The sequence below is a fragment of the Stappia indica genome (genome assembly GCF_009789575.1).
GTDB classification, from domain to species: domain Bacteria; phylum Pseudomonadota; class Alphaproteobacteria; order Rhizobiales; family Stappiaceae; genus Stappia; species Stappia indica_A.
Map to the genome: position 1 here is coordinate 1,621,415 of NZ_CP046908.1, position 22,113 is coordinate 1,643,527.

At 69.3% G+C, this 22,113-nt stretch carries 19 protein-coding genes; 9 read left to right on the plus strand and 10 right to left on the minus strand.

Going from position 1 to position 22,113, the window contains the following annotated elements; all coding sequences use genetic code 11:
* Positions 1 to 10: 10 nt before the first annotated feature.
* The 4 genes from GH266_RS07675 to GH266_RS07690 are packed head-to-tail and all read left to right on the plus strand — an operon-like array spanning position 11 to position 6,898.
* Entirely contained in the window at positions 11 to 1,015 is a 1,005-nt protein-coding gene (locus tag GH266_RS07675; RefSeq protein WP_158193367.1) for an AAA family ATPase, read from the plus strand.
* Between the two features lie 6 nt (positions 1,016 to 1,021).
* Positions 1,022 to 1,978 (plus strand): DUF58 domain-containing protein, encoded by a 957-nt coding sequence (locus tag GH266_RS07680; RefSeq protein ID WP_158193368.1) that lies wholly within the window; start codon positions 1,022 to 1,024, stop codon positions 1,976 to 1,978.
* Positions 1,975 to 4,809 carry a DUF4159 domain-containing protein gene (locus tag GH266_RS07685; protein WP_158193369.1) on the plus strand — a complete coding sequence of 945 codons (2,835 nt, stop codon included), beginning with the start codon at positions 1,975 to 1,977 and terminating at the stop codon, positions 4,807 to 4,809. The genes GH266_RS07680 and GH266_RS07685 overlap by 4 nt, the downstream gene beginning before the upstream one ends.
* A 10-nt stretch (positions 4,810 to 4,819) precedes the next feature.
* On the plus strand, positions 4,820 to 6,898 hold the full coding sequence (locus GH266_RS07690) for a hypothetical protein (protein WP_158193370.1): 2,079 nt from the start codon (positions 4,820 to 4,822) through the stop codon (positions 6,896 to 6,898).
* A gap of 114 nt (positions 6,899 to 7,012) precedes the next feature.
* Here GH266_RS07690 and GH266_RS07695 read toward each other — a convergent pair whose 3' ends face one another.
* A complete protein-coding gene (locus tag GH266_RS07695; protein ID WP_158193371.1) occupies positions 7,013 to 7,525 on the minus strand; it encodes a GNAT family N-acetyltransferase in 513 nt (170 codons plus the stop codon).
* A 424-nt stretch (positions 7,526 to 7,949) separates the two neighbouring features.
* Between GH266_RS07695 and GH266_RS07700 the strand changes: the two genes are divergently transcribed.
* Positions 7,950 to 8,957 carry a glutathione S-transferase family protein gene (locus GH266_RS07700; RefSeq protein WP_158193372.1) on the plus strand — a complete coding sequence of 336 codons (1,008 nt, stop codon included), beginning with the start codon at positions 7,950 to 7,952 and terminating at the stop codon, positions 8,955 to 8,957.
* Positions 8,958 to 8,966: 9 nt separating this feature from the next.
* Here GH266_RS07700 and GH266_RS07705 read toward each other — a convergent pair whose 3' ends face one another.
* Positions 8,967 to 9,440, minus strand: a complete 474-nt coding sequence (locus tag GH266_RS07705) for an NUDIX domain-containing protein (RefSeq protein WP_209001563.1) — start codon at positions 9,438 to 9,440, stop codon at positions 8,967 to 8,969.
* Between the two features lie 488 nt (positions 9,441 to 9,928).
* Between GH266_RS07705 and GH266_RS07710 the strand changes: the two genes are divergently transcribed.
* Positions 9,929 to 10,840 carry a metallophosphoesterase family protein gene (locus GH266_RS07710; RefSeq protein WP_158193373.1) on the plus strand — a complete coding sequence of 304 codons (912 nt, stop codon included), beginning with the start codon at positions 9,929 to 9,931 and terminating at the stop codon, positions 10,838 to 10,840.
* A gap of 59 nt (positions 10,841 to 10,899) precedes the next feature.
* Here GH266_RS07710 and GH266_RS07715 read toward each other — a convergent pair whose 3' ends face one another.
* Positions 10,900 to 11,517: a hypothetical protein gene (locus tag GH266_RS07715; protein WP_158193374.1), complete on the minus strand. Its 618-nt coding sequence runs from the start codon at positions 11,515 to 11,517 to the stop codon at positions 10,900 to 10,902.
* A gap of 146 nt (positions 11,518 to 11,663) precedes the next feature.
* Here GH266_RS07715 and GH266_RS07720 point away from each other — a divergent pair, with 146 nt between their 5' ends.
* Positions 11,664 to 12,137: a YbaK/EbsC family protein gene (locus GH266_RS07720; protein WP_158193375.1), complete on the plus strand. Its 474-nt coding sequence runs from the start codon at positions 11,664 to 11,666 to the stop codon at positions 12,135 to 12,137.
* A 31-nt stretch (positions 12,138 to 12,168) separates the two neighbouring features.
* On the opposite strand, the gene GH266_RS07725 is transcribed toward GH266_RS07720, so the two are convergent.
* Positions 12,169 to 12,792: a GNAT family N-acetyltransferase gene (locus GH266_RS07725; protein ID WP_158193376.1), complete on the minus strand. Its 624-nt coding sequence runs from the start codon at positions 12,790 to 12,792 to the stop codon at positions 12,169 to 12,171.
* Between the two features lie 147 nt (positions 12,793 to 12,939).
* Here GH266_RS07725 and aguA point away from each other — a divergent pair, with 147 nt between their 5' ends.
* Both aguA and GH266_RS07735 read left to right on the plus strand, forming a co-directional pair.
* Positions 12,940 to 14,049, plus strand: a complete 1,110-nt coding sequence (gene aguA / locus GH266_RS07730; protein ID WP_158193377.1) for an agmatine deiminase — start codon at positions 12,940 to 12,942, stop codon at positions 14,047 to 14,049.
* 149 nt (positions 14,050 to 14,198) lie between these two features.
* A complete protein-coding gene (locus GH266_RS07735; RefSeq protein WP_158193378.1) occupies positions 14,199 to 14,543 on the plus strand; it encodes a hypothetical protein in 345 nt (114 codons plus the stop codon).
* Positions 14,544 to 14,604: 61 nt separating this feature from the next.
* Here the strand turns inward: GH266_RS07735 and flhA are convergent, their stop codons facing one another.
* The 6 genes from flhA to fliF form a co-directional block, all read right to left on the minus strand.
* The gene (gene flhA, locus GH266_RS07740) at positions 14,605 to 16,812 is read right to left on the minus strand and encodes a flagellar biosynthesis protein FlhA (protein WP_158193379.1); all 2,208 of its coding nucleotides are present in this window, start codon (positions 16,810 to 16,812) and stop codon (positions 14,605 to 14,607) included.
* 65 nt (positions 16,813 to 16,877) lie between these two features.
* Positions 16,878 to 18,251, minus strand: a complete 1,374-nt coding sequence (gene flbD, locus GH266_RS07745; RefSeq protein ID WP_158193380.1) for a sigma-54-dependent transcriptional regulator FlbD — start codon at positions 18,249 to 18,251, stop codon at positions 16,878 to 16,880.
* Positions 18,252 to 18,268: 17 nt separating this feature from the next.
* Positions 18,269 to 18,616 carry a flagellar motor switch protein FliN gene (gene fliN, locus GH266_RS07750; RefSeq protein WP_120266981.1) on the minus strand — a complete coding sequence of 116 codons (348 nt, stop codon included), beginning with the start codon at positions 18,614 to 18,616 and terminating at the stop codon, positions 18,269 to 18,271.
* On the minus strand, positions 18,613 to 19,317 hold the full coding sequence (locus GH266_RS07755; RefSeq protein ID WP_209001564.1) for a FliH/SctL family protein: 705 nt from the start codon (positions 19,315 to 19,317) through the stop codon (positions 18,613 to 18,615). The genes fliN and GH266_RS07755 overlap by 4 nt, the downstream gene beginning before the upstream one ends.
* Positions 19,318 to 19,356: 39 nt before the next feature.
* Positions 19,357 to 20,421 (minus strand): flagellar motor switch protein FliG, encoded by a 1,065-nt coding sequence (gene fliG, locus GH266_RS07760; RefSeq protein ID WP_158193382.1) that lies wholly within the window; start codon positions 20,419 to 20,421, stop codon positions 19,357 to 19,359.
* Positions 20,418 to 22,046 carry a flagellar basal-body MS-ring/collar protein FliF gene (fliF, locus tag GH266_RS07765; RefSeq protein ID WP_158193383.1) on the minus strand — a complete coding sequence of 543 codons (1,629 nt, stop codon included), beginning with the start codon at positions 22,044 to 22,046 and terminating at the stop codon, positions 20,418 to 20,420. Before fliF ends, fliG begins: the two co-directional genes overlap by 4 nt.
* Between the last annotated feature and the right edge of the window lie 67 nt (positions 22,047 to 22,113).

Genomic DNA, 22,113 nt, shown 5'->3' on the forward strand with positions numbered 1-22,113 from the left:
TGAAACGACCATGAGCGCCGTCACTTCACCGGAAGTTGATCACGAGCAGGTCGCCCGCGATGCGGAAACGGCGATGGACAGGATCACCGCCGCCCGCACCGAAATCGCCCGCATCATCTTCGGCCAGGAAAGCGTCGTCGAGCGCGCGCTGGTCACCTTGCTCGCCGGCGGCCACGGCCTGCTGGTCGGCGTGCCCGGCCTTGCCAAGACCAAGCTGGTGGAAACGCTCGGCACGGTGCTCGGCCTCGATGCCCGCCGTATCCAGTTCACGCCAGACCTGATGCCCTCCGACATTCTCGGCGCCGAGGTGATGGACCAGGCCCGCGACGGCAGCCGCGCCTTCCGCTTCATCAAGGGGCCGATCTTCTCGCAGGTCCTGATGGCCGACGAGATCAACCGCGCCAGCCCGCGCACCCAGTCGGCGCTGCTGCAGGCGATGCAGGAATATCACGTCACCGTCGCCGGCCAGAGCTACGACCTGCCGCGTCCCTTCCATGTGCTCGCGACCCAGAACCCGCTGGAGCAGGAGGGCACCTATCCCCTGCCCGAGGCGCAGCTCGACCGCTTCCTGATGCAGATCGACGTGCATTATCCCGACCGCGAGGCGGAACGGCGCATCCTCATGGAGACGACCGGCGCCCTGGACGCGAAGGCGACCGCCGTCATGTCGGCAGAGGATCTCGTCACCTGCCAGCAGCTCGTGCGCCGCATGCCGGTCGGCGAGAGCGTCGTCGAGGCGATCCTGGAACTCGTCCGCTCCGCCCGTCCCGGCGAGAGCGACGACGAGATCACCAGCCAGATCGCCTGGGGTCCGGGCCCGCGCGCCAGCCAGGCATTGATGCTCACCGTGCGCGCCCGCGCGCTGGTCGACGGCCGTCTTGCGCCGTCGGTGGACGACGTGCTGGCGCTGGCCGAGCCGGTGTTGCAGCACCGCATGGCGCTGACCTTCGGCGCGCGCGCCGACGGGCAGACGATCCGCGGGGTGATCGGCCGCATCAAGAGCCGGATCGGATAACGGCTCATGAGCAGCCTGGGGCGCTTTTCTCTCTCCTCGCCGGGCTCCGCCGCGCAGGACGACCCCCAGGGGGCCCCCTGGCCGCAGGTTGTTGCCGGAGCGCGCTCGCTCGCCGAGGCCCTGCCCGATCTGCTGGTCGAAGCCCGCCAGGTGGCCATGACGATCAATGCCGGCTGGCACGGCCGCCGCCGCTCCGGCACCGGCGAGAATTTCTGGCAGTTCCGCCCCTTCATCGCCGGCGAGCCGGTGCGCCGCATCGACTGGCGCCGCTCGGCCCGCGACGACCATCTCTATGTCCGCGAGCGCGAGTGGGAGGCCGCCCATACCGTCTGGCTCTGGGCGGACCTGTCGCCCTCCATGGGCTTTCGCTCGCATCTGTCGCAGGCGCTGAAGCGCGACCGCGCCCTCGTGCTGCTGCTGGCGCTTGCCGATCTTCTCGCCGACACCGGCGAGCGCATCGGCCTGCCCGGCCTGCGCCGGCCCGCCGCCGACCGTCACGCGGCCGAGCGCATTGCCGATGCGCTGGGGCATCTCGCCGATCCGCTCAGCCTGCCGCCGACGGAGGATATCCGCCGCTTTTCGGAAGTGGTGCTGATCGGCGACCTGCTCGATCCGGTCGAGGAGACGCTGGCCTGGATGCGCAAGGTCGCCGCCACCGGCGCCCGCGCCCATGTGGTGATGGTCCTCGATCCCATCGAGGAGACCTTCCCCTTCACCGGCCGCACCGAGTTCCGCGACCCCGAGACCGGCTTCAAGCTCACCAGCGGCAAGGCCGAGCAGTGGCGGCGCGCCTATCGCGACCGGCTGGAGGCGCACCGGCAGGCGCTGTCGGATGCCGCCCGCCGCGCCGGCTGGACCTTCGTCGTGCACCATACCGACCGGCCCGCATCCGAGCCGATGCTGGTCCTGCACAGCCGCCTCAGCGGCATTCCGCTCCATGGACCGGGAGGCGCCGGACGATGACCTCCTTCCTGCCGCTCGGCTTCACCGCGCCGCTGGTGCTCACCGCCCTGCTGCTGCTTCCGGTGATCTGGTGGCTGCTGCGCCTGATCCCGCCGAGCCCGCGCCGCGTCGCCTTTCCGCCGGCCCGCCTCCTCGCCGATATCGACAAGCGCGAGGAGACGCCGGACAACAGCCCGTGGTGGCTGACCCTTCTGCGCCTGCTGCTGGCCGCCGCGATCATCCTCGCCCTTGCCGGGCCGATCTGGCGCCCGCTGGCCGATGCCCCCGCCGGCTCCGGCCCCCTGTGGATCGTCCTCGACAACGGCTGGGCCTCTTCCTCGGGCTGGGAAACCCGCCGCCGCACCGCCGAGCAGCTGGTCGAGACCGCCGCCGACAGCGGCCGGCCGGTCCTGCTTGCGGCCACCGCAGAAGGTGCCGACCAGCCCCTCGTGCCGCAGAACGCCCGCCTCGCGCTGGAGCGGCTGCGCGTGCTGGAGCCGCGCGCCTGGCCGGCCAACCGGGGCGAGCTGACCCTCGGCCTGCGCAAGGCCGCGCAGGAGACCCGTCCCGGCTCCATCGTCTGGCTCGCCGAGGATGCGGCGGCGGCCGGAACGCCGCGCTTCGTGGAAGACCTGCGCGCCCTTGCCGGCGAGAGCGAGCTGACCGTCATGACTGGTCTCGGCCGCCCCGCCGTCCTCGCCGATGCCCGCAACGACATCGAGGCGTTGACCGTCTCCGTGCTCGACGACGCCCCCTCGACCGCCCCGCGCACCATCCGCGCACTCGACATGCGCGGCCTCACCCTCGGCGAGGCGGACGCCACCTTCGAGGAGGACGGCGTCACCGGCGCGGCCCGGTTCGACTTCCCCGTCGAGCTGCGCAACGACGTCGCCCGGCTGGAGCTGGTCGGCCAGGACAGCGCCGCCGGCGTGCAGCTTCTCGACGACCGCTGGCAGCGCCGCACCGTCGGCATCGTCTCCGGCGCCTCCGCCGACCAGGCGCAGCCGCTGCTGTCGCCGCTCTACTATCTGGAGCGCGCGCTCTCGCCCTTTGCGGAGCTGCGCCGCCCGCGCGAGGAGAACCTCGCCGAAGCCCTGCCGGACCTCATCGAGCAGGGCGTCTCCGTCATCGTGCTGGCCGATGTCGGCCGCCTGCCGGAAGGCGCAATGGAGGCCGTCGCCGCCTGGGTCGAGCAGGGCGGCGTGCTGCTGCGCTTCGCCGGCCCGCGCATGGCCGGCGGCACCGACGACCTGGTGCCCGCCGCCCTTCGCGCCGGCGACCGGACGCTGGGCGGCAGCCTGTCCTGGGAGCAGCCGCAGCCGCTGGCAAGCTTTGCGGACGCCTCCCCCTTCGCCCGCCTCGACGTGCCGGCCGACGTCACCGTCAACCGGCAGGTGCTGGCCGAGCCGGGACCCGATCTTGCCGACCGCACCTGGGCCTCGCTCGCCGACGGCACGCCGCTCGTCACGGCCTCGCTCCGCGGACGCGGAACGCTGGTCCTCTTCCATGTCACCGCCGACACCGGCTGGTCGAACCTGCCGATCTCCGGCACCTTCGTCTCCATGCTGCGGCGGATCGTGGCGCTCTCCTCCGCGTCCGGCGCAAGGGGCGAGGGCACCGGGGCCGCCGCTGCCGCCGGCACCGTGCAGGAGCCGGCCGAGGTGCTGCTGCCCCCCGTGCGTGTCCTCGACGGGCGCGGCCGGCTCGGTCCGCCGCCGGCCTCCGCCCTGCCCGTTTCGGCGCGCCAGGGCGATGTCGCGGCCAGCCGCCGCCATCCGCCCGGCCTTTACGGCAGCGACGATGCCTTCCGCGCCATAAACCTCTTCGCCTCGCTCGACGAGGTCATGCCGCTCGATCTAGGCCCGCTCGACGGCGCTGCGACGGTCGCGACCTACCCCACCACGGAGGCAAGCGATCTGAGGCCGCTGCTCTTCCTCGCCGCCCTCTTGCTGCTCTTTGCCGATGCGATCGCGATGATGTGGCTGCGCGGCGATGCGCAAGGGCTGCGCGGCCGGCTTGCCCGCGGCACGGCCGTGCTGCTTCTCGCCGGCATTGCCGCGGCGCTCGCCCTGCCGCAGACGGCACGGGCGCAGGAGACGTCCGACGATCTTGCAGCGCTGGAGGCGACGCTCGACACCCGCCTTGCCTATGTGCTCACCGGCCAGCCGGACCGCGATGCCACCAGCCGCCAGGGCCTTCTCGGCCTCACCCGCTATCTCTCCACCCGCACGGCGCTGGAGCCGGAAGCCCCCGTCGGCGTCGACATTGCGACCGACGAGCTCGCCTTCTACCCCGTGCTTTACTGGCCGATCTCGGAGACGACGCCGGTTCCTTCCGCCGAGGCGCTCGCGCGCATCGACACCTATATGCGCAACGGCGGCACCATCCTGTTCGACACCGCCGACCAGCTCTCGGCCGGGATTTCCGGCTTCGGCACGTCGCCGGCGGTGCTGCGGCTGCGCCAGGTGCTCGACGGGCTCGACATCCCGCCGCTGGAGCCGGTGCCGGCCGACCACGTCCTGACCAAGGCCTTCTACCTGCTGGAGACCTTCCCCGGCCGCTATGCGGACGGCCCGCTCTGGGTCGAGGCGACGGAGACGCGGAACACCGGCGAACGCCCGGTGCGCGCCGGCGACGGCGTCTCGCCGCTGCTGATCACCGGCAACGATTTCGCCGCCGCCTGGGCGGTGGACGAGGCCGGCAACCCGCTGTTCCCGACCGTTCCCAACGATGCCGTGCAGCGCGAATATGCCTACCGCTCCGGCGTCAACATCGTCATGTACGCCCTGACCGGCAACTACAAGGCCGACCAGGTGCACGTTCCGGCGCTGCTGGAACGGCTCGGCCAATAGGAGCGATCCATTGATCTGGTCCCTCTCCTTCGCCCCTCTCGTGCCGCTCTGGGCGCTCATTGCCGCCGCGGTGGTCGCCCTGTTGCTGGCCGTCGGCGCGCTTGTCCTGCGCCTGCCGGCCTGGCCCTTGCGGGCGCTCGCCATGGCGCTTCTGTTGCTCGCCCTGACCGGCCCGGCGCTGGAGCGCGAGGACCGCGAGCCGCTGTCCAGCGTCGTTTCCGTCATCGTCGACGAAAGCCAGAGCCAGCGCCTTGCCGACCGCACCAGCGCCGCCGCTGAGGCCTTGAGCGCGCTGGAGCAGCGCTTTGCCGGCCTGCCCGGCTACGAGGTCCGGGTGACGCGCGCCGGACGCGGCGACGGCGCCACCGCCGACGGCACCGCCCTGTTCTCCGCGCTCGCCGACAGCCTGTCCGACGTGCCGCCGGACCGCATCGGCGGCGCCGTGATGATCACCGACGGCCAGGTCCACGACATTCCCGCCCGCGCCGCCGACCTTGGCTTCAACGCCCCGCTGCATGCGCTGATCACCGGGCGCGAGGACGAGATCGACCGCCGCCTTGCCATCGCCCGCGCCCCGAAATTCGCGCTGGTCGGCTCCGAGCAGGTCGTGACGCTGCAGCTGCAGGACCGCGGCGTGACAGGCGCCAGCGGCCGGGTGCCCATCGTGGTGCGGCGCGACGGCGAGGTCGTCTCCCAGCAGATGGCCCAGCCCGGCGCCACCATCGACATTCCCGTCACCATCGCCCATGGCGGCAACAACATCTTCGAGTTCTCCGCCGAGGTGCTGGACGGCGAGCTGACCGACATCAACAACCGCGTCGTCGTCACCATCGAGGGCATTCGCGAGAACCTGCGCGTCCTGCTGGTCTCCGGCAGCCCGCATGCGGGCGAGCGCACCTGGCGCAACCTGCTGAAGTCCGACGCCTCCGTCGATCTCGTCCACTTCACCATCCTGCGCCCGCCCGACAAGCAGGACGGCACGCCGATCCACCAGCTGTCGCTGATCGCCTTCCCGACGCGCGAACTGTTCTCGGTGAAGATCGACGAGTTCGACCTGATCATCTTCGACCGCTACGAGCGGCGCGGCGTGCTGCCCCTGCTCTATTTCGACAACATCGCCCGCTATGTGCGCGAGGGCGGCGCCGTGCTCGTGGCCGGTGGCCCCGACTACGCGGAAGGCGGCAGCATCTACCGCACGCCGCTGTCGCCGGTCCTGCCGGCCGAGCCCAGCGGCATGATCTACGAGGAGCCGTTCCGCGCCGGCATCTCCGAGGTCGGCAACCGCCATCCGGTGACGCGCGACCTGCCCGGCTCGGCCTCTGAGCCGCCGGCCTGGAGCCGCTGGTTCCGCCTGGTCGACGCGGCCGTGCGCAACGGCGAAACCTTGATGACGGGCGCCGAGGACAAGCCGCTCCTGGTGCTCAGCCGCGAGGGCGAGGGCCGCGTCGCCGTGCTCCTGTCCGATCACGTCTGGCTGTGGGCCCGCGGCTACGAGGGCGGCGGCCCGCATGTCGACCTGCTGCGCCGTCTCGCCCACTGGCTGATGAAGGAGCCGGATCTGGAGGAGGAGGCCCTGCGCCTCACCTCGCGCGGGGCGGAAGTCGTCGCCGAACGCCAGACCATCGGCGAGGCCGTCGGCGACATGACGCTGACCCTGCCCGGCGGCGAGACGCGCAACCTCACCCCGACCGAGGTCTCCCCCGGCCTGTGGCGCGCCACCGCGCCGGCGCCCGATCTCGGCCTTTATTCCGTCGACGACGGCACCCGCAAGGCGCTGGTCCATGTCGGCCCGCCGAACCCGCGCGAGTTCACCGACGTGCTGTCGACGGTGGAGACCCTTGCGCCGGTTGCCGGCGAAACCGGCGGCAGCGTCCGCCGCCTCGCCGGGGCGGACGACCGCATCGTCGTGCCGCGGGTGGTGCCGATGCGCCGGGCCACCAGCTTCGCCGGCGACGGCTGGATCGGCTTCCGCACGACGGAGGCCAGCATCCTGCGCGGCATCGACCGCTATCCCTTGTTCCAGAGCCTGCTCGGTCTCGCCCTGCTGCTCGGCGGCGTGTCATTCCTGTGGTATCGCGAGGGACGCTGAGCCGCTTCCCCTCGCGGGGCCTGTGGTATCGCGGGGGGCGCTGAGCCACTTCTCCTCGCAGGGCCTGTGGTATCGCGAGGGGAGTCAAGCTGCGCTATCGGGCTTGAAGGCGCCTCAGGCCGCGACCGCGTCGCGGCCGCCGCGCACCTTGCCATGCGGCATCTCGCTGCCCGGCACCAGGTTGGCGACCAGCAGCCGCGCCGGATCGACCGGCCCCGGCAGGGTGATCCGCCCCATCGGCACCGGCGCAAAGCCGAGCGGCCCGTAATAGGGCGCATCGCCGACCAGCAGCACGCTCTTCTCGCCCAGCGCCTGCGCGGTCTTCAGCGCCTGGTTGACCAGCAGCCGGCCCAGCCCCCGGTTCTTGAAGGCCGGGGCCACCGCCAGCGGGCCGAGCAGCTGCGAGGGCGCATCGCCGATGGTGATCGGCGTCAGCCACACCGAGCCTGCAAAGACGTCGCCGCTCATGCCCACGAAGCTCAGACGCCGGTCGTGCTCGATCCCCTCGCGCAGACGGAAGGCCGTCTTGGCGAAGCGGCCCGGGCCGAAGGCTTCGGCCTGCAGGTCGAGAATGGCGGGAAGGTCGGAAGGCAGTTCGTTCCGGATAAGCCAGGACAGTGCGAGCATGGATCGGATCTCGGTGGTCGGTACGGTCAGGCGGAAACTTGTGCCTTCGATCCGCTCCGCCGGTTCACCCCCAACGCTCTAGCCGGATCTCAAGGCACACGTGTGACGACGCGCGAGGGCTGGCCTCGTCGCAAGTCTCGTCGTCGCTGCCGTTCGATCCTGTTCATCGCGTCCTGCTCTTGCGGCCCGCCTTTCGGCATCCGCGGCAACCGGTTCCGGTCCGACCCGCCTCTCGCAATCGGAAAGACTGTCATGACCGGATGGGGTCGGTATCATGCAATGCCCGGACCGTAAAGCGATTTTGCGGCCCGGACCATCGTTCACTCTCCGTGAATGGTCCATTCGCGCGGTTGAAGGCGCGCGACCCGGTCCCATCTCCTATCGTGAACGACAGCGACACGAGACAAGACAAGGGAAACGCGACATGGGCATGCTGGTGGACGGAGTGTGGAAGGACGTGTGGTACGATACCAGCTCGACCGGCGGGCGGTTCGAGCGCAAGGAGTCCTCCTTCCGCAACTGGGTCACCCGCGACGGCGCGCCCGGCCCCAGCGGCCAGGGCGGCTTTGCCGCCGAGACCAGCGGCAAGGGCGGCTTTGCCGCCGAAAGCGGCCGCTACCACCTGATGGTCTCGTTCGCCTGTCCCTGGGCGCACCGCACGCTGATCTTCCGCAAGCTCAAGGGCCTGGAGGACAAGATCTCGCTCTCCGCGGTCGAGCCCCTGATGCTGGAAAACGGCTGGACCTTCGCGAAGCCCGAACCCGAGACGGGCGCGCAGACCGCCTGGCAGGTCTATGTGAAGGCCGACCCGGCCTATACCGGCCGCGCCACCGTGCCGATCCTCTGGGACCGCAAGACGCAGACCATCGTCTCCAACGAATCGGCGGAGATCATCCGCATGCTCAACTCCGCCTTCGACGACCTTCCCGGCGTCGAGAGCGGGCTGGACTTCTTCCCGCAAGGCCTGCGCCCCGAGATCGAGGAGGTCAACGCCCGCATCTACGACGAGGTCAACAACGGCGTCTACAAGGCCGGCTTCGCCACCACGCAGGAGGCCTACGAGGAGGCGGTGACCACCCTCTTCACCGCGCTCGACTGGCTGGAGGACCGCCTCTCGCGCCAGCGCTATCTCGTCGGCGGCCAGCTGACGGAGGCGGACTGGCGGCTGTTCACCACGCTTCTGCGCTTCGATCCGGTCTATGTCGGCCACTTCAAGTGCAACATCCGCCGCATTGCCGACTATCCGGCGCTCTCCGGCTACCTGCGCGAGCTCTACCAGTATCCCGGCGTTGCGGACACCTGCGACTTCGCCACCATCAAGCAGCACTATTACGGCTCGCACGACACCATCAATCCGACCGGCATCGTGCCGCTCGGCCCGGTGCTGGACCTCGATCGCCCGCATGGCCGCGACGCGCTGCCGAAGGGGTGACGTGACGCCCTACCAGAACGGCGAGGGCGGGCTTTCGCCGGAAAGTTCCGCAATGCGCCTCAGCGTCGCCGGGCTGGTGTCCGGCGGCAGCGCATCCGGCGCGAAGAAGCCCGCCTCGCGGATCTCGCGATTGGGCGCCAGCGCCCCGTCCGGCACCGCCTCCACCGCCACGCGGTAAAGCGCGACATGGTCGCGGATATGGTTGCGCCGGTTGTGATAGACGGCAAAGAGCGCCGGCTCGCCGCCGATCACGCCGGTCTCCTCGCGCAACTCGCGCAGCGCGGCCTCGGCCAGCGTCTCGCCTGCATCCACCGCCCCGCCCGGCATGTACCAGCCGGCGAGATAGGTGTGGCGCACCAGCAGCAGCCGCCCCTCCCCGTCCGTTGCCGCAACGCGCACGCCGAGCGTCATCGCCCGCTGGTAGCGGGTGAGCGAGAGGACCAGCCGTCTCAGCGCCGTCATGCCCGGCAGGCTTCGCCTCATGCCTCGCTATCCCCTTCCATGGCTCTCGTCCCCCATCCGGCCGGCTAAACCGCAAGTTTTGCTTAACCGACCATGCGCGCCCTGCATGGGAGCACTGTCCGAATCGCGCTTGTTCGCGCGCCCGATTCCGCCAATTGTGCCATCGCAGCCGAAGGAGCGGCACCCGGATGAAGAGCCCGCATCGCGCGCGCCGGGACGAAGCCCGTCTCCAAGCTGCCTTCTCGAAGGAGAGACCCATGTTGTCGGCCCTGTTCCCGGCTTTCGCTCGTCGCCGCTATGTGTGGCGCCCGGCGGTCGACCTGACCAACCCGCGCATCGCCGCGGTGCTGACCACGTTCAGCAGCAACTGACAGGACCCTCGGCAGGGCGCGCATCGCGCCGCCGAAGAGCCTTTGTGAGCACCGTCCGCATGGGACGGATGGAAGCGCCCGGACCCTCCGCGGCGCTTTTTGCTTGACCGCTCGCCTTCCTGTTCCTGATGTGGGCGCATGTTTCGTCTCGCCCACCTTTCCGATCCGCATCTGGGTCCCATGCCCGATGCCAGCTTTCGCGATCTCGTGTCCAAGCGGGTGCTCGGCTACGTCAACTGGCACCGCTCGCGCGCCCGCTCGATGACGGCCAGCTGGCTCGACCTGCTGCTCGACGACCTGAAGGCACAGGCGCCGGACCACGTCACGGTCACCGGCGACCTCGTCAACATCGCCCTCGACATGGAGATTTCGGCGGCCCGCCACTGGCTCGACGATCTCGGCCTTCCCGACGATCTCACGGTCGTGCCCGGCAATCACGACGCCTATGTGCCCGGCGCCCTGCGCCGCGCGGTGCATGCCTGGGGGCCGTACATGACCGGCGACCTGCCGCTGCAGGACGGCTTTCCCTTCATCCGCCGCCGCGGCGGCGTGGCTCTGGTCGGCACGTCCAGCGCAAGAGCCAGCGGCCCGTGGTTCGCCACCGGCCGGCTCGGCAGCGGCCAGTCCCGCCGCCTGCGCGACGATCTCGGCCGCCTCGGCGAGGAAGGCGCCTTCCGCGTGCTGCTGATCCACCATCCCCCGCAGCGCGGCGCCACCGCGTGGAACAAGCGGCTGACGGATGCCTCCCGCGTGCGCGCCGCCGTCAAGCGCGCCGGCTGCGAGCTGGTGCTGCACGGCCATACGCATCTCGCCACCCGCACCGAGATCGAGGGGCCGAACGGCCCCGTCCCGGTGATCGGCGTGCCCTCCGCCTCCAACGGTCCGGGCCGCAAGCGCCCGGCCGCCCGCTACAATCTCTTCTCGATTTCGGGAAGTCCCGGCGACTGGCACTGCGAGATGGAAGAACGCGGCATCCCCTCCTCCGCCATGCGCGACGAGCCGGCCGAGGTCGAGGTCATCGCGCGGCACAAGCTGAAGATACCCGGCTGACGCAAGGCTGCGTCCCGGGCATCGGCATTGCGCCGGAAGCTCTCACTATTGAAGAAACGTCAGTTCAGGGGATTGGCGAACCAGGCATAGCCGATCAGCGCGGCAACGCCGACCATGATGCCGATGGCGAAGGCCGCGAACGGTCCCCACAGGCCCCGCACCGCCGGCAGCGTGGTTGCCGGCGCCGCCTGCTGCGGCTGCACGGCGGCCTCGGGCTGCGTCGTGCGCGGCGGCTCGCGCAGGCGCTTGTTCAGCCAGTCGCCCTCGACCGCCCGCTCGCGCTCCAGCACCCGCTCGGCGATGTATTCGGTGATGCAGTCGGCCATGTCGTCGAGCTCGGGCGTCTCGAGGATGACCGTGCGGCCGAGCCTGGTGTCCTTGACGAAGCGATAGGTGCGCTTGTCGCGGCCCATCGCCACGTGGCTGGTGATGTCGATCCACAGCCGCGGCAGGTTGCCCGGCACGATCTGGAAGGAGAACTGGTCGTCGTCCTCCGGCACTTCCTTGAAGACGTCCTGCAGCTCCTCGGCGAGGAGTTCCAGACGGGCCCGCTCCGATTCCTGCAACTCCACCACCACATCGGTGCGCTCGACTTCGGCGAACTTGACCTTCCGGATGGCGTCCCGAAGGCTGCGCACCTTGGCATGCGGTACAACATTGTCACGCGGTCTGGTCATGCATCATTCCGATTCGAGCGAGGTAAACGAACCCTTAATAAAATTTGTACCATAGACTCGCATTAACCGCAGCATCGCGGGCAGTCGTTCGCGAGTCGTCCACGGACAAACAACGAGTTATAGTTAACGGAGATTAAGACTTCTCCATGGCAATCAGCAGTACAGACCGCGTCCGCCAGGCCGCCGCAGAAGCGGGCCTCACCATCGAGATCAGCGAGATGCCGTCGTCCACGCGCACGGCGGAGGATGCGGCCAATGCCTGCGGCTGCTCCGTCTCCGAAATCTGCAAGTCCCTCGTCTTCCTCGGCAAGTCCAGCGGCGAGATCGTCCTGCTGCTGGTCAGCGGTTCGAACCGGGTCGATGAGGCCGCCGTCGCGCAGCGCATCGGCGAGGAGCTCGGCCGGGCCGACGGACGCACCGTGCGCGAGCGCACGGGCTTTGCCATCGGCGGCGTCGCCCCGATCGGGCATCTTGCCCCGGTCAAGGTCTATCTCGACGAGGACCTTACCCGATTCGAAGGCATCTGGGCGGCTGCAGGCGCCCCCAATGCGGTGTTTGCCACAACTGCGAGCGACCTTCTCAAGGCAACCGGCGCCGCCGTCATCCGCATGACGGCCTGATCCGGGCGCCGCATCGCGCTTCGCCCCGGCCTCACTCGCCCTCGATCACCGGCACATGGCCTGCCGCATCGCGCGGCAGCACGCCGGCAAGGCGCGGGTCGTCGGCGATCTCGATGGCCCGCTTGTAGGGCGTGAAGCCGCTCGCCCGGTAAAAGCCGAGCGCCTGCGGGCTGTCGGCAGTGCAGGTATGGACGAACAGCCGCTGCGTCTGCGGCCGCGACCACACCTGCGACAGCGCCTCGTTCATCAGCCAGCGCCCCGCACCATTGCCGATTTCCTCCGGCACGAGCCCGAAATAGGCCAGTTCCACATCCGCCGGGTCGGTGAAGTCCAGTTCCAGCAGGCCGACCGGCTCGCCGCCGCGGCCCTTGCGGCAGAAATAGACCTCGTGCCCCGGCCGGGTCAGCGCCGCGACGAGATCCTGGTCGCTCACCGTCAGCCGCCCGAACCACAGCCACTCGTCGCCGATCCGGCGGAACAGGGCGCGATATTCGACCGGGTCGGGCCGTTCGATCCGCTCCAGCGACAGGTCGGGCCGCTCGGCCCGGCGCGCCAGCGGCCGGGCCCGCATCTCCAGATAGGTGACGATGGTCGCGACCTTGCCGGCCGGCAGGTCGGTATAGCCCGACAGGTCAACGGTGATCGACGACGTCATTTTCGCTCCTTCCGCGCTGCGATGCGGCACGGCTTGAGGTAATCCGTCCAGCTCCCGCGATCAAGCGCCCCGCGTTGGCGCGCGCCCCGCCTTGCGCTAGGCTGAAACAAGTCCCTGCCCTGTCGCAGGAGTGCCACAGGAACCGTGATGCCGCAGGCTCCCCTCGCCACCACCCTCGCCGCCACCCCCTCCGCAGAAGGCTTCCGCATGCCCGGCGAGTTCGAGCCCCATTCCGGTTGCTGGATGGCCTGGCCCGAACGGCCCGACAACTGGCGCGAGGGCGCCGGCCCCGCCCGCCGCGCCTTCGCCGCGGTTGCCGCCGCGATCCATGCCAGCGACCCGGTCACCGTGACCGTCTCCTCGGCTGAGGGCCGTGCCAGCGCGCAGGCCCTGCTGCCCGCCGGCATCCGCATCCTCGATATCCCCTCCGACGATTGCTGGATGCGCGATATCGGGCCGACCTTCCTCACGGGTCCGGGCGGCAAGATCCGCGCCGTCGACTGGCGCTTCAACGCCTGGGGCGGCGAGGCGAACGGCCTCTACGCGCCCTGGGACCTTGACGATGCCATGGCCGCGCGCATCGCCGAGGTCGAAGGGGTGGAGCGCTACCGCGCGCCCTTCGTGCTGGAGGGCGGCGCCATCCATGTCGACGGCGAGGGCACCGTCTTCACCACCGCCGAATGCCTGCTGTCGGCGGGCCGCAATCCGCAGATGACCAGGGCCGAGATCGAACAGGGGCTGAAGGACTGGCTTGGCGCGACCGCCGTCGTCTGGCTGCCGCGCGGCGTCCATCTCGACGAGACCGACGGCCATGTCGACAACCTGCTGCATGTCTGCGCGCCCGGCACCGTCGCGCTCACCTGGACGGACGACAAGGGCGACCCGCAATACGAGCGCTCAGCCGAGGCGCTGGAGCATCTTTCTGCCTGCCGCGATGCGCGCGGCCACCGCTTGCGCGTCGTGCGCCTGCCCATGCCCGGCCCGCTCCACATGAGCGCGCTGGAAGCCGCCGGCATCGCTGCCGGCGACAACGGCATGGCCCGCAGCGCCGGCGAGAGGCTCGCCGGCAGCTACGCCAATTTCTACATCGCCAACACGCGCGTGGTGTTTCCCCTGCTCGACGAGCGGCACGACACTGAAGCCGCCGCCATTCTCGCCGGGCTTTTCCCGGGCCGCGAGATCGTCGGCGTGCCGGGGCGCGAGGTGCTGCTCGGCGGCGGCAACATCCATTGCATCACCCAGCAGGTTCCGGCCTGAGGCCGGGGCCGCCCCCCGGCCTTGTCGCATTCCGCAACAAGCTGCCGTTACGGCAGTTTTGCCCGATAAGGATTTGTTAACCCGTTTGCGGCGACACTGGCTCCGAATATCCGGCAACCCCGCAGCATCAGGGACCTCGTTCCACCGCCATGGCTCTCATCGGAAAATCTTTTGGCGGCGGCTATGGCAGCACCAAGAAGGTGTCCGGCTATCAGCAGATCCAGCAGTGGAAGGCCAAGCAGAAGGCCCATTCCGAGAAGTTCCTGAATCAGCAGGCCGTTGCGAGCAACGTCTTCTCCGTCGGCGTCAGCGAGACCCAGACCGCGACCGAGATGCTGTTCAACAACGTCGCGGCCCGGGTGAAGAAGGCGGCCCAGGCCAAGATCGCCGAGCAGAACGAGGGCATCGACAAGGCCATCGAAAGCCTGGACAGCGCCAAGTCCGACATCAAGACAGACGAGAAGAAGACCGAAGGCGTCGACGTCACTGTCTGAGCGCCCGTTCTTCAGGCCATCGATCGCGTTTCCGGCGCTCCGCTTGCGGGGCGCTTTTTCGTTACACCGATCCGACCGTCTTCAGCCTTGCGCGCGGATGCACCTCGTTCTGGCTCATCACGGTCGTGTGCGCGCGGAACCGCTCGACGATGGAGCGCACGAAGGGCCGCGTTTGCGGCGAGGTCAGCAGCACCGGCACCTCGCCCAGCTGCGCCGCCTGCTCGAAGGCATCGCGCACCAGGCGGACGAATTCCTGCAGCTTCGACGGCGCCATGGCCAGCGAGCGCTCCTCGCCGTCGCCGACGATCGACTCGATGAAGGCCTGCTCCCATTGCGGCGACAGGGCGATCAAGGGCAGGTAGCCGCCCGGCGCCTGGTTCGACGCGGTGATCTGGCGCGCCAGCCGCGAGCGCACATGCTCGGCGATGGTGGCCGGGTTGCGGGTGAAGCCGGTCGCCTCGGCGATGCCTTCCAGGATGGTGCCCAGGTCGCGGATCGAGATCCGCTCGGCCAGCAGCGCCTGCAGCACGCGCTGGATGCCGGAGACGGTGATCTGCGAGGGCACGATGTCCTCCACCAGCTTCGCCTGCTCGCCGGGGATTTCCTTCAGCAGCTTCTGCACGTCCGCATAGGTCAAGAGCTCGGAGACGTTGCCGCGGATCGTCTCGGTCAGGTGCGTCGCCAGCACCGTCGCCGGATCGACCACCGTGTAGCCGCGCAGCGCCGCATCCTCGCGGTACTGCCCCTCCACCCAGGTCGCCGGCAGGCCGAAGGTCGGCTCCGTCGTGTGGGTGCCCGGCAGCTTCACCTGATTGCCGCTCGGGTCCATCACCATGTAGTGGTTCGGGTAGAGCTGGCCGCTGCCGGCCGGCACTTCCTTGACCTTGATGACATAGTCGTTGGCGCCCAGCTGGATGTTGTCGAGGATGCGCACCGGCGGCATCAGGATGCCGAGATCGGCCGCCAGCTGGCGGCGCAGCGCCTTGATCTGCTCGGTCAGCTGGTCGCCTTCCGCGCTCTGGTTGATCAGGGCCAGCAGCGCATAGCCGAGCTCGATGCGCAGCTCGTCCATCTTCAGCGAATCCGTCACCGGCGGCTCGGACGGCTTCGGCGGCGCGGCCGCCGCCACCTCGGCGACGCGCACCTGTTCGGCCACTTCCTTGTGCGACCTGCTGGAGCGATAGGCGAGATAGCCGGCAAGACCCGCAAGGCTCAGGAACGGGATCATCGGGATGCCCGGCAGCAGCGCCAGCGTCACCATGACGAAGGACGACATGCCGAGCGCCTTGGGATAGCCCGACAGCTGCTGGCCGAGCGCCTTGTCGGCCGAACCGGCGACACCCGCCTTCGACACCAGCAGGCCCGCCGCGGTGGAGACGATCAGCGCCGGGATCTGCGAGACGAGGCCGTCGCCGACCGTCAGCAGCGTGTAGGAGGCCGCGGCCTGCGAGAAGCTCAGCTCCATCTGCGCGACGCCGATGATGATGCCGCCGATGACGTTGATGAAGGTGATCAGCAGGCCGGCGATGGCATCGCCGCGCACGAATTTCGAGGCACCGTCCATGGCGCCAAAGAACGAGCTTTCGTCTTCCAGCTCGCGGCGGCGCTGACGAGCGGTCCCCTCGTCGATCAGGCCGGCCGAAAGGTCCGCGTCGATGGCCATCTGCTTGCCCGGCATCGCATCGAGGGTGAAGCGCGCCGCCACTTCCGCGATACGGCCCGAACCCTTGGTGATGACGACGAAGTTCACGATCACCAGGATCGCGAAGACGATGATGCCGATGACGAAATTGCCGCCCATCACGAAGTTGCCGAAGGCCTGGATGACCTCGCCGGCGGCATCCGTGCCCTCGTGGCCGTTGGCCAGGATCAGGCGCGTGGAGGCAAGGTTCAGCGCCAGCCGCAGCATGGTGGCGATCAGCAGCACCGTGGGAAACGACGAGAATTCCAGCGGCTTCTGGATGAACAGGCCGGTCATCAGGATCAAGACGGAGAAGATGATCGAGATCGCCAGGAACAGGTCGAGCATCATCGCCGGCATCGGCAGGATGAGCACCACCAGGATGACCATGACGCCGAGCGCCAGCGCGATGTCGCCGCGCCGGATCGTGTCCCAGGCAGAGGCAAGGCTCAGCCCGCCGATGGACGTGCGGAAACCGCTGCCGCCACCCGCAGCCGGGCCCGCTGCCGGCACCGCCGCCGCAACCGGGGCCAACCCTTGGGAAAGCCCCGTGGCGCCCTTGCCCTCGCCTGCCGTCACATCGCTCATGCCGCGCCCTTCGTCACACTCTTCGGCCCGCCCGGACCGTCAACCGAACCGTTCGCCCGCCACCCTCAGGCGACGGCGACCCGCGCCTCGCCCGGTCCGGGGACGTCGACCCCTTCGTCGGTATACTGATTCAGCTTGTTGCGCAGCGTGCGAATGGAGATCCCGAGGATCTTCGCCGCATGGGTGCGGTTGCCGAGGCAATGGTCCAGCGTGTCGAGGATCAGGTCCCGCTCCACGTCCGCGACCGTACGCCCGACGAGCGCCCGGCTGACCGCCTCGGCGGTGGCCGCGACATCGGCGGCAAGCCGCGCATCGGGGCTGCGGCCGGGGGCGATCGGGCTGCCGTCCGGCATGCGGATGGCATCGACGTCGATCTCCTCGCCGCTCGCCAGCAGCACCGCCCGGTGCATGGTGTTTTCCAGCTCGCGCACATTGCCCGGCCAGGGATTGGCCAGCAGCATCCGCCGCGCCTCTTCCGAGATCGGGCGGCGGCGCACGCCGTTCTCGCGGGCATAGCGCTCGACGAAATGCGAGGCCAGCTCGACGATGTCCGTCGGCCGCTCGCGCAGCGGCGGCAGCTTCAGGTTCACGACGTTGAGGCGGTAGAGCAGGTCCTCGCGGAACGTGCCGGTGCGCACCGCCTCGGCAAGGTCGCGGTTCGACGTGGCGATGATCCGGATGTCGACGGGCACCGGCTTGCCGCCGCCGACCCGGTCGATCACCCGCTCCTGGATCGCGCGCAAGAGCTTGGCCTGCAGCCGCACGTCCATTTCCGAGATCTCGTCGAGCAGCAGCGTGCCGCCATTGGCTTCCTCGAACTTGCCGACGCGCCGGGCGATGGCGCCGGTGAAGGCGCCCTTCTCATGACCGAACAGCTCCGATTCCAGCAGCTGCTCGGGGATCGCCGCGCAGTTGATGGAGATGAACGGGCGGTTTGCGCGGGACGAGCGGGCATGCACGTAGCGGGAGATCACCTCCTTGCCCGAGCCGCTCTCGCCGGTCACCAGCACCGAGGCGTCGGACGGGGCGATCTGCTCGGCCAGCCGCACCACGGAGGCCATGGCGGCGTCGCGGTAGATGATGCTCGACTGGTCGCGCGCCACCGCCGCCAGCACGGCGGCGATCATCTCCGGATCCGGCGGCAGCGGGATGTATTCCTTGGCGCCGGCGCGGATCGCCCCGACCGCAGCGCTCGCGTCCGTCTTGACGCCGCAGGCGACCACCGGCAGGTGGAAGCGCTCGCCCTCCAGCCGCTCGATCAGGTCGGCGATGTCCAGCCCGACATCCGCCATCACCAGGTCGGCGCCGCGCCCGGCGCGCAGCACCTTCAGCATCTCCTCGATCGTCGCCGCATGGGTGACGGAGGCGCCGCGGTCCATGGCGATCTTCGAGGCGGTGATCAGCTGGCCTTCCAGCGTGCCGACGATCAACAGTCGCATGGGTCTTCTCCTTCCGATCAGCGATCGGACTTGATGATTTCCGTCATGGTCACGCCGAGCTTGTCCTCGACGAGGACGACTTCGCCGCGTGCCACCAGCCGGTCGTTCACATAGATGTCGATGGCCTCGCCGACCTTGCGGTCGAGCTTCAGCACCGTGCCCGGCGCCAGCCGCAGCAGCTCCGACACATGCATGCGCGAGTGTCCGAGCACGGCCGAGATCTGCACCGGAACGTCGAACACCGCTTCCAGGTCGGCTGCGCTGCGGGCCTGCGAATGGTCGCGCTCGCCCTCGCGGGGCGCGTCCTGCGCTTCCATGTCGGTGAGCTGGAAGCCGGTTTCCTGCACTTCGTTGGTATCGCTCATCCGTCACTCCGCTCCTCGGCGGTCTCCTGGTTGAGGGACGCTTTGTGTCCCTTGCCGGCGCGCCGGCCCTCGAAATAGCGCTTGGCGGCCTGGTCGACCTGCCGCTCGATCGCCTTGCGGTCGCGCACGATGCCGCCGTCCGCCCATTCGATGCGGCAGTCGCCGGCGGCGATGTCCGGCTCGCCGAGCAGCACCAGCCGCCCGTCGAAGCCCTTTTCCGCGACCAGCGGGTCGAGCCGCGGCTTCAGCTCGGCCAGGTCGCTGTCGCGCACCCGGATCACCAGATGCGGCGCCCGCCGCAGCGGCCCGAGACACTCCGAGATCAAGGCGATGATCTCGCCGAGCGGCTCGCGGGCGATCAGGTGGGCGCAGATCCGCCGCGCCACCAGGAAGGCCAGCGCAACGGCGTCCTTCTCGTGCCGCGCCTGCTCCACGTCGAGCTGGCCGATCAGCGCCGAGACGGATTCGGCCAGCCGCGCCGCCTCGTCGGCCAGCCGGCCTTCCTCGCTCGTCTGCTGCTCGCCCAGCGCCTCGACGCGCCCGCGCTGGAACGCCGCCTGCTCGGCGATGGCCAGCAGCGCCTTGTGCTCGGCCAGCGTGATCGTCGGCTCCACCGGCTCGACAACCTCTTCGATCTCTTCCTCTTGCGGAAGCTCGACGGCCGCGAAATTGCGATCGAAGAGGAAACGGTGAACCTTCATGTGCGCGCTCGCCATTCTTGTCGTCATTCCTCAGGCCGCTCAGTAGATGATCTCGTCGTCGCCCTTGCTCTTGGAGAGCATCAGCTCTCCCTTCGCGGCGAGATCCTTGGCCGTTGCGACCATGCCCGACTGGGCCTCGTCGACATCGCGCAGGCGGATCGGCCCCAGCGCTTCCATGTCGTCCTGCATCATCTTCGCCGCGCGCGACGACATGTTGGAGAAGAAGAACTCCCGCACCGATTCCGAGGCGCCCTTGAGCGCGATGGCGAGGCGGTCCTTCTCCACGTTGCGCAGGAGGGTCTGGCAGCTGCCGGCGTCGAGCTTCATCAGGTCGTCGAAGGTGAACATCAGCGTCTTGATGCGCTCGGCCGAGTCGCGGTTCTCTTCCTCGAGCGCGGCCAGGAAGCGCGCCTCGGTCTGGCGGTCGAAATTGTTGAAGATCTCGGCCATCATCTCGTGGCTGTCGCGCCGCGAGGTGTTGGTGAGGTTCGACATGAACTCGACGCGCAGCGTCTGCTCGACCTTCTCCAGCACTTCCTTCTGGATCGCTTCCATCTTCAGCATGCGCGAGATCACCTCCAGCGCCAGCTCCTCCGGCAGGATGCCGAGGACCTTGGCGGCATGGTCGGGGTCGATCTTCGACAGCACCACGGCGACGGTCTGCGGGTATTCGTTCTTCAGGTAGTTGGCGAGAACGTTCTCCTGCACGTTGGAGAGCTTCTCCCACATGTTGCGGCCGGCCGGCCCGCGGATCTCTTCCATGATCAGCGACACCCGGTCGCGCGGCAGGAAGCTCGACAGCAACCGCTCGGTCACGTCGACATTGCCGTTCAGCGCGCCGTTGCTGGAGATCTTGCGCACGAAGTCGACGAACAGTTCGTCGAGCATGTTCGGCGTCACCGGGCCCAGCCGCGACATCGCCGCGGAGACCTCGCGCACCTCCATCTCGTCCAGCTGCTCCCAGATGCGCCGGCCGTGCTTTTCGCCGAGCGCCAGCAGCAGAACGGCGACGCGCTCGACGCCGCGCAGATCGCGCTCCTTCTCGGTCGCGCTGATCGTCAGATGGGTGCCCGGAGCGGCCTGGATGCTGCCTGCGATGCTCATGCTGCCTCATTCATCCAGCCGCGGATGATCCCCACTGCCTCGTTCGGATACTCGTCGATCAGGGCGCCCACCTTGGCGATGGTGGCGACCTGCACGGCGCCCTGCGCCTGCGCCTCTTCCAGCCACTCGATGCGCGGCATGCCGTCGCCCTCGTCCTCGCCGGCGCCCGCCGAATGGTCGGCGAGCAGCGCCGGCTCCAGCGGCTGGCCGTCGGCGCCCAGCAGCACGGGAGCTGCCTGCTCTTCCTTGGCCAGGATCCGCTTGATCAGCGGGCGCACCGCGAAGAGCGTCAGCAGCAGGGCGATCAGGAACAGGACGCCCAGCTCGACGAAGCGCATCAGGTCGGCGCGGGTGAACTCGAACAGGCCGGCTTCTTCCTCGCCCAGCAGCGCGTTCGGCGCCTGGGCGAAGCGCAGGTTGACCACCTCGACCGTGTCGCCGCGCCGGTCGTTGAAGCCGACGGCCGACTGCACCAGGGTCTGGATGCGCGCCAGTTCGTCGTCGGTGCGCGGGGTGTAGACCATGTCGCCGCCCGCATCCGGCGCGTAGACGCCGTCGACCAGCACCGCGACGGAGAGCCGGCGGATGCCGCCCGCTTCCACAACCTCGGTCTTCACCGACTTGGAGATCTCGTAATTGACGATTTCCTCGGACTGGTTGGCGATGTCGCGGTCGCCGCCCTCGCCCGTCTGCTGCTCGCCGCCCGGCACCTGGTTGCCGGCGGTGACGCCGCCCTGCCGCCCCTGCGTCGAGGAGTTTTCCTCGCGCGACTGGGTCGAGCGGACCACCTGGCCTTCCGGATCGAAGGTCTCCTGGGTCTCGGAAATGCGCGTGTGGTCGAGTTCGAGCGCCACCCGCACCCGCGACCGGCCGACGCCGACCACCGAGTTCAGGATCTCCTCGATCTGGTTGCGCAGCCGCGCTTCCATCGACTGGGTGCGCTCCTGCAGCGAGGAGGCAAGGTAGCCCTCGCCCTCGTCGCCCGCGCCGCTGGCCAGCAACCGGCCGGTCTCGTCGACGATGGACACGAAATTCGGCTGCAGCCCCTCGACGGCGGTCGCCACCAGGTGCTGGATCGCGCGGATCTGGCCCGGGTCCAGGTCGCCGCGCACCGACAGCGCGATCGAGGCCGACGGCGGCTGCGAATCGCGCTGGAACAGGCGGCGCTCGGGAAGCACGAGATGCACGCGGGCCGACTTGATGCGGCCGATGGAACGGATCGTGCGGGCCAGCTCGCCTTCGAGCGCCCGCGTCCGGTTGATGTTCTGCACGAAGCTGGTGGAGCCCAGCGTGTCGGCCTTGTCGAAGATCTCGTAGCCGACGGAACCGCCGAGCGGCAGGCCCTGCTCGGCCAACCGCATGCGGGTGCGGAACACGTCGGCCTCCGGGACCAGCAGCGTCGCCCCCTCGTTCTGGATCTGGTAGGGGATCGCCAGGCTGTCGAGCTGGGAAATGATCGCCGAGGAATCCTCGAACGTCAGGTCCGTATAGAGCGGCGTCATCTGCGGCGTCGTCACCCGCAGCATGATGAAGGCGAAGACGCCCACCAGGATCGCCGCCACCGCGCCCATGGCGCCGAGTCGCGCCGGGCCGAGTGTCTTCACAAGATCCGCAAGTCCGTTCACGTGTCCACCCGTCGATGCTGTCGCGGAAACCCTTTGGCGAGACCGGGCCACCCAGGGCAGCTTCTGG

What these genes read in the sequence shown, in the direction of transcription:
- GH266_RS07695 (WP_158193371.1), bottom strand. Translation starts at nt 7,525, where the DNA reads ATGCTCGCACTGTCCTGGCTTATCCGGAACGAACTGCCTTCCGACCTT.
- GH266_RS07680 (WP_158193368.1), top strand. Translation starts at nt 1,022, where the DNA reads ATGAGCAGCCTGGGGCGCTTTTCTCTCTCCTCGCCGGGCTCCGCCGCG.
- GH266_RS07755 (WP_209001564.1), bottom strand. Translation starts at nt 19,317, where the DNA reads ATGAAGGTTCACCGTTTCCTCTTCGATCGCAATTTCGCGGCCGTCGAG.
- GH266_RS07705 (WP_209001563.1), bottom strand. Translation starts at nt 9,440, where the DNA reads ATGAGGCGAAGCCTGCCGGGCATGACGGCGCTGAGACGGCTGGTCCTC.
- GH266_RS07710 (WP_158193373.1), top strand. Translation starts at nt 9,929, where the DNA reads ATGTTTCGTCTCGCCCACCTTTCCGATCCGCATCTGGGTCCCATGCCC.
- flbD (WP_158193380.1), bottom strand. Translation starts at nt 18,251, where the DNA reads ATGCGACTGTTGATCGTCGGCACGCTGGAAGGCCAGCTGATCACCGCC.
- GH266_RS07700 (WP_158193372.1), top strand. Translation starts at nt 7,950, where the DNA reads ATGGGCATGCTGGTGGACGGAGTGTGGAAGGACGTGTGGTACGATACC.
- aguA (WP_158193377.1), top strand. Translation starts at nt 12,940, where the DNA reads ATGCCGCAGGCTCCCCTCGCCACCACCCTCGCCGCCACCCCCTCCGCA.
- GH266_RS07735 (WP_158193378.1), top strand. Translation starts at nt 14,199, where the DNA reads ATGGCTCTCATCGGAAAATCTTTTGGCGGCGGCTATGGCAGCACCAAG.
- GH266_RS07675 (WP_158193367.1), top strand. Translation starts at nt 11, where the DNA reads ATGAGCGCCGTCACTTCACCGGAAGTTGATCACGAGCAGGTCGCCCGC.
- GH266_RS07720 (WP_158193375.1), top strand. Translation starts at nt 11,664, where the DNA reads ATGGCAATCAGCAGTACAGACCGCGTCCGCCAGGCCGCCGCAGAAGCG.
- GH266_RS07725 (WP_158193376.1), bottom strand. Translation starts at nt 12,792, where the DNA reads ATGACGTCGTCGATCACCGTTGACCTGTCGGGCTATACCGACCTGCCG.
- fliG (WP_158193382.1), bottom strand. Translation starts at nt 20,421, where the DNA reads ATGAGCATCGCAGGCAGCATCCAGGCCGCTCCGGGCACCCATCTGACG.
- GH266_RS07715 (WP_158193374.1), bottom strand. Translation starts at nt 11,517, where the DNA reads ATGACCAGACCGCGTGACAATGTTGTACCGCATGCCAAGGTGCGCAGC.
- fliN (WP_120266981.1), bottom strand. Translation starts at nt 18,616, where the DNA reads ATGAGCGATACCAACGAAGTGCAGGAAACCGGCTTCCAGCTCACCGAC.
- GH266_RS07685 (WP_158193369.1), top strand. Translation starts at nt 1,975, where the DNA reads ATGACCTCCTTCCTGCCGCTCGGCTTCACCGCGCCGCTGGTGCTCACC.
- flhA (WP_158193379.1), bottom strand. Translation starts at nt 16,812, where the DNA reads ATGAGCGATGTGACGGCAGGCGAGGGCAAGGGCGCCACGGGGCTTTCC.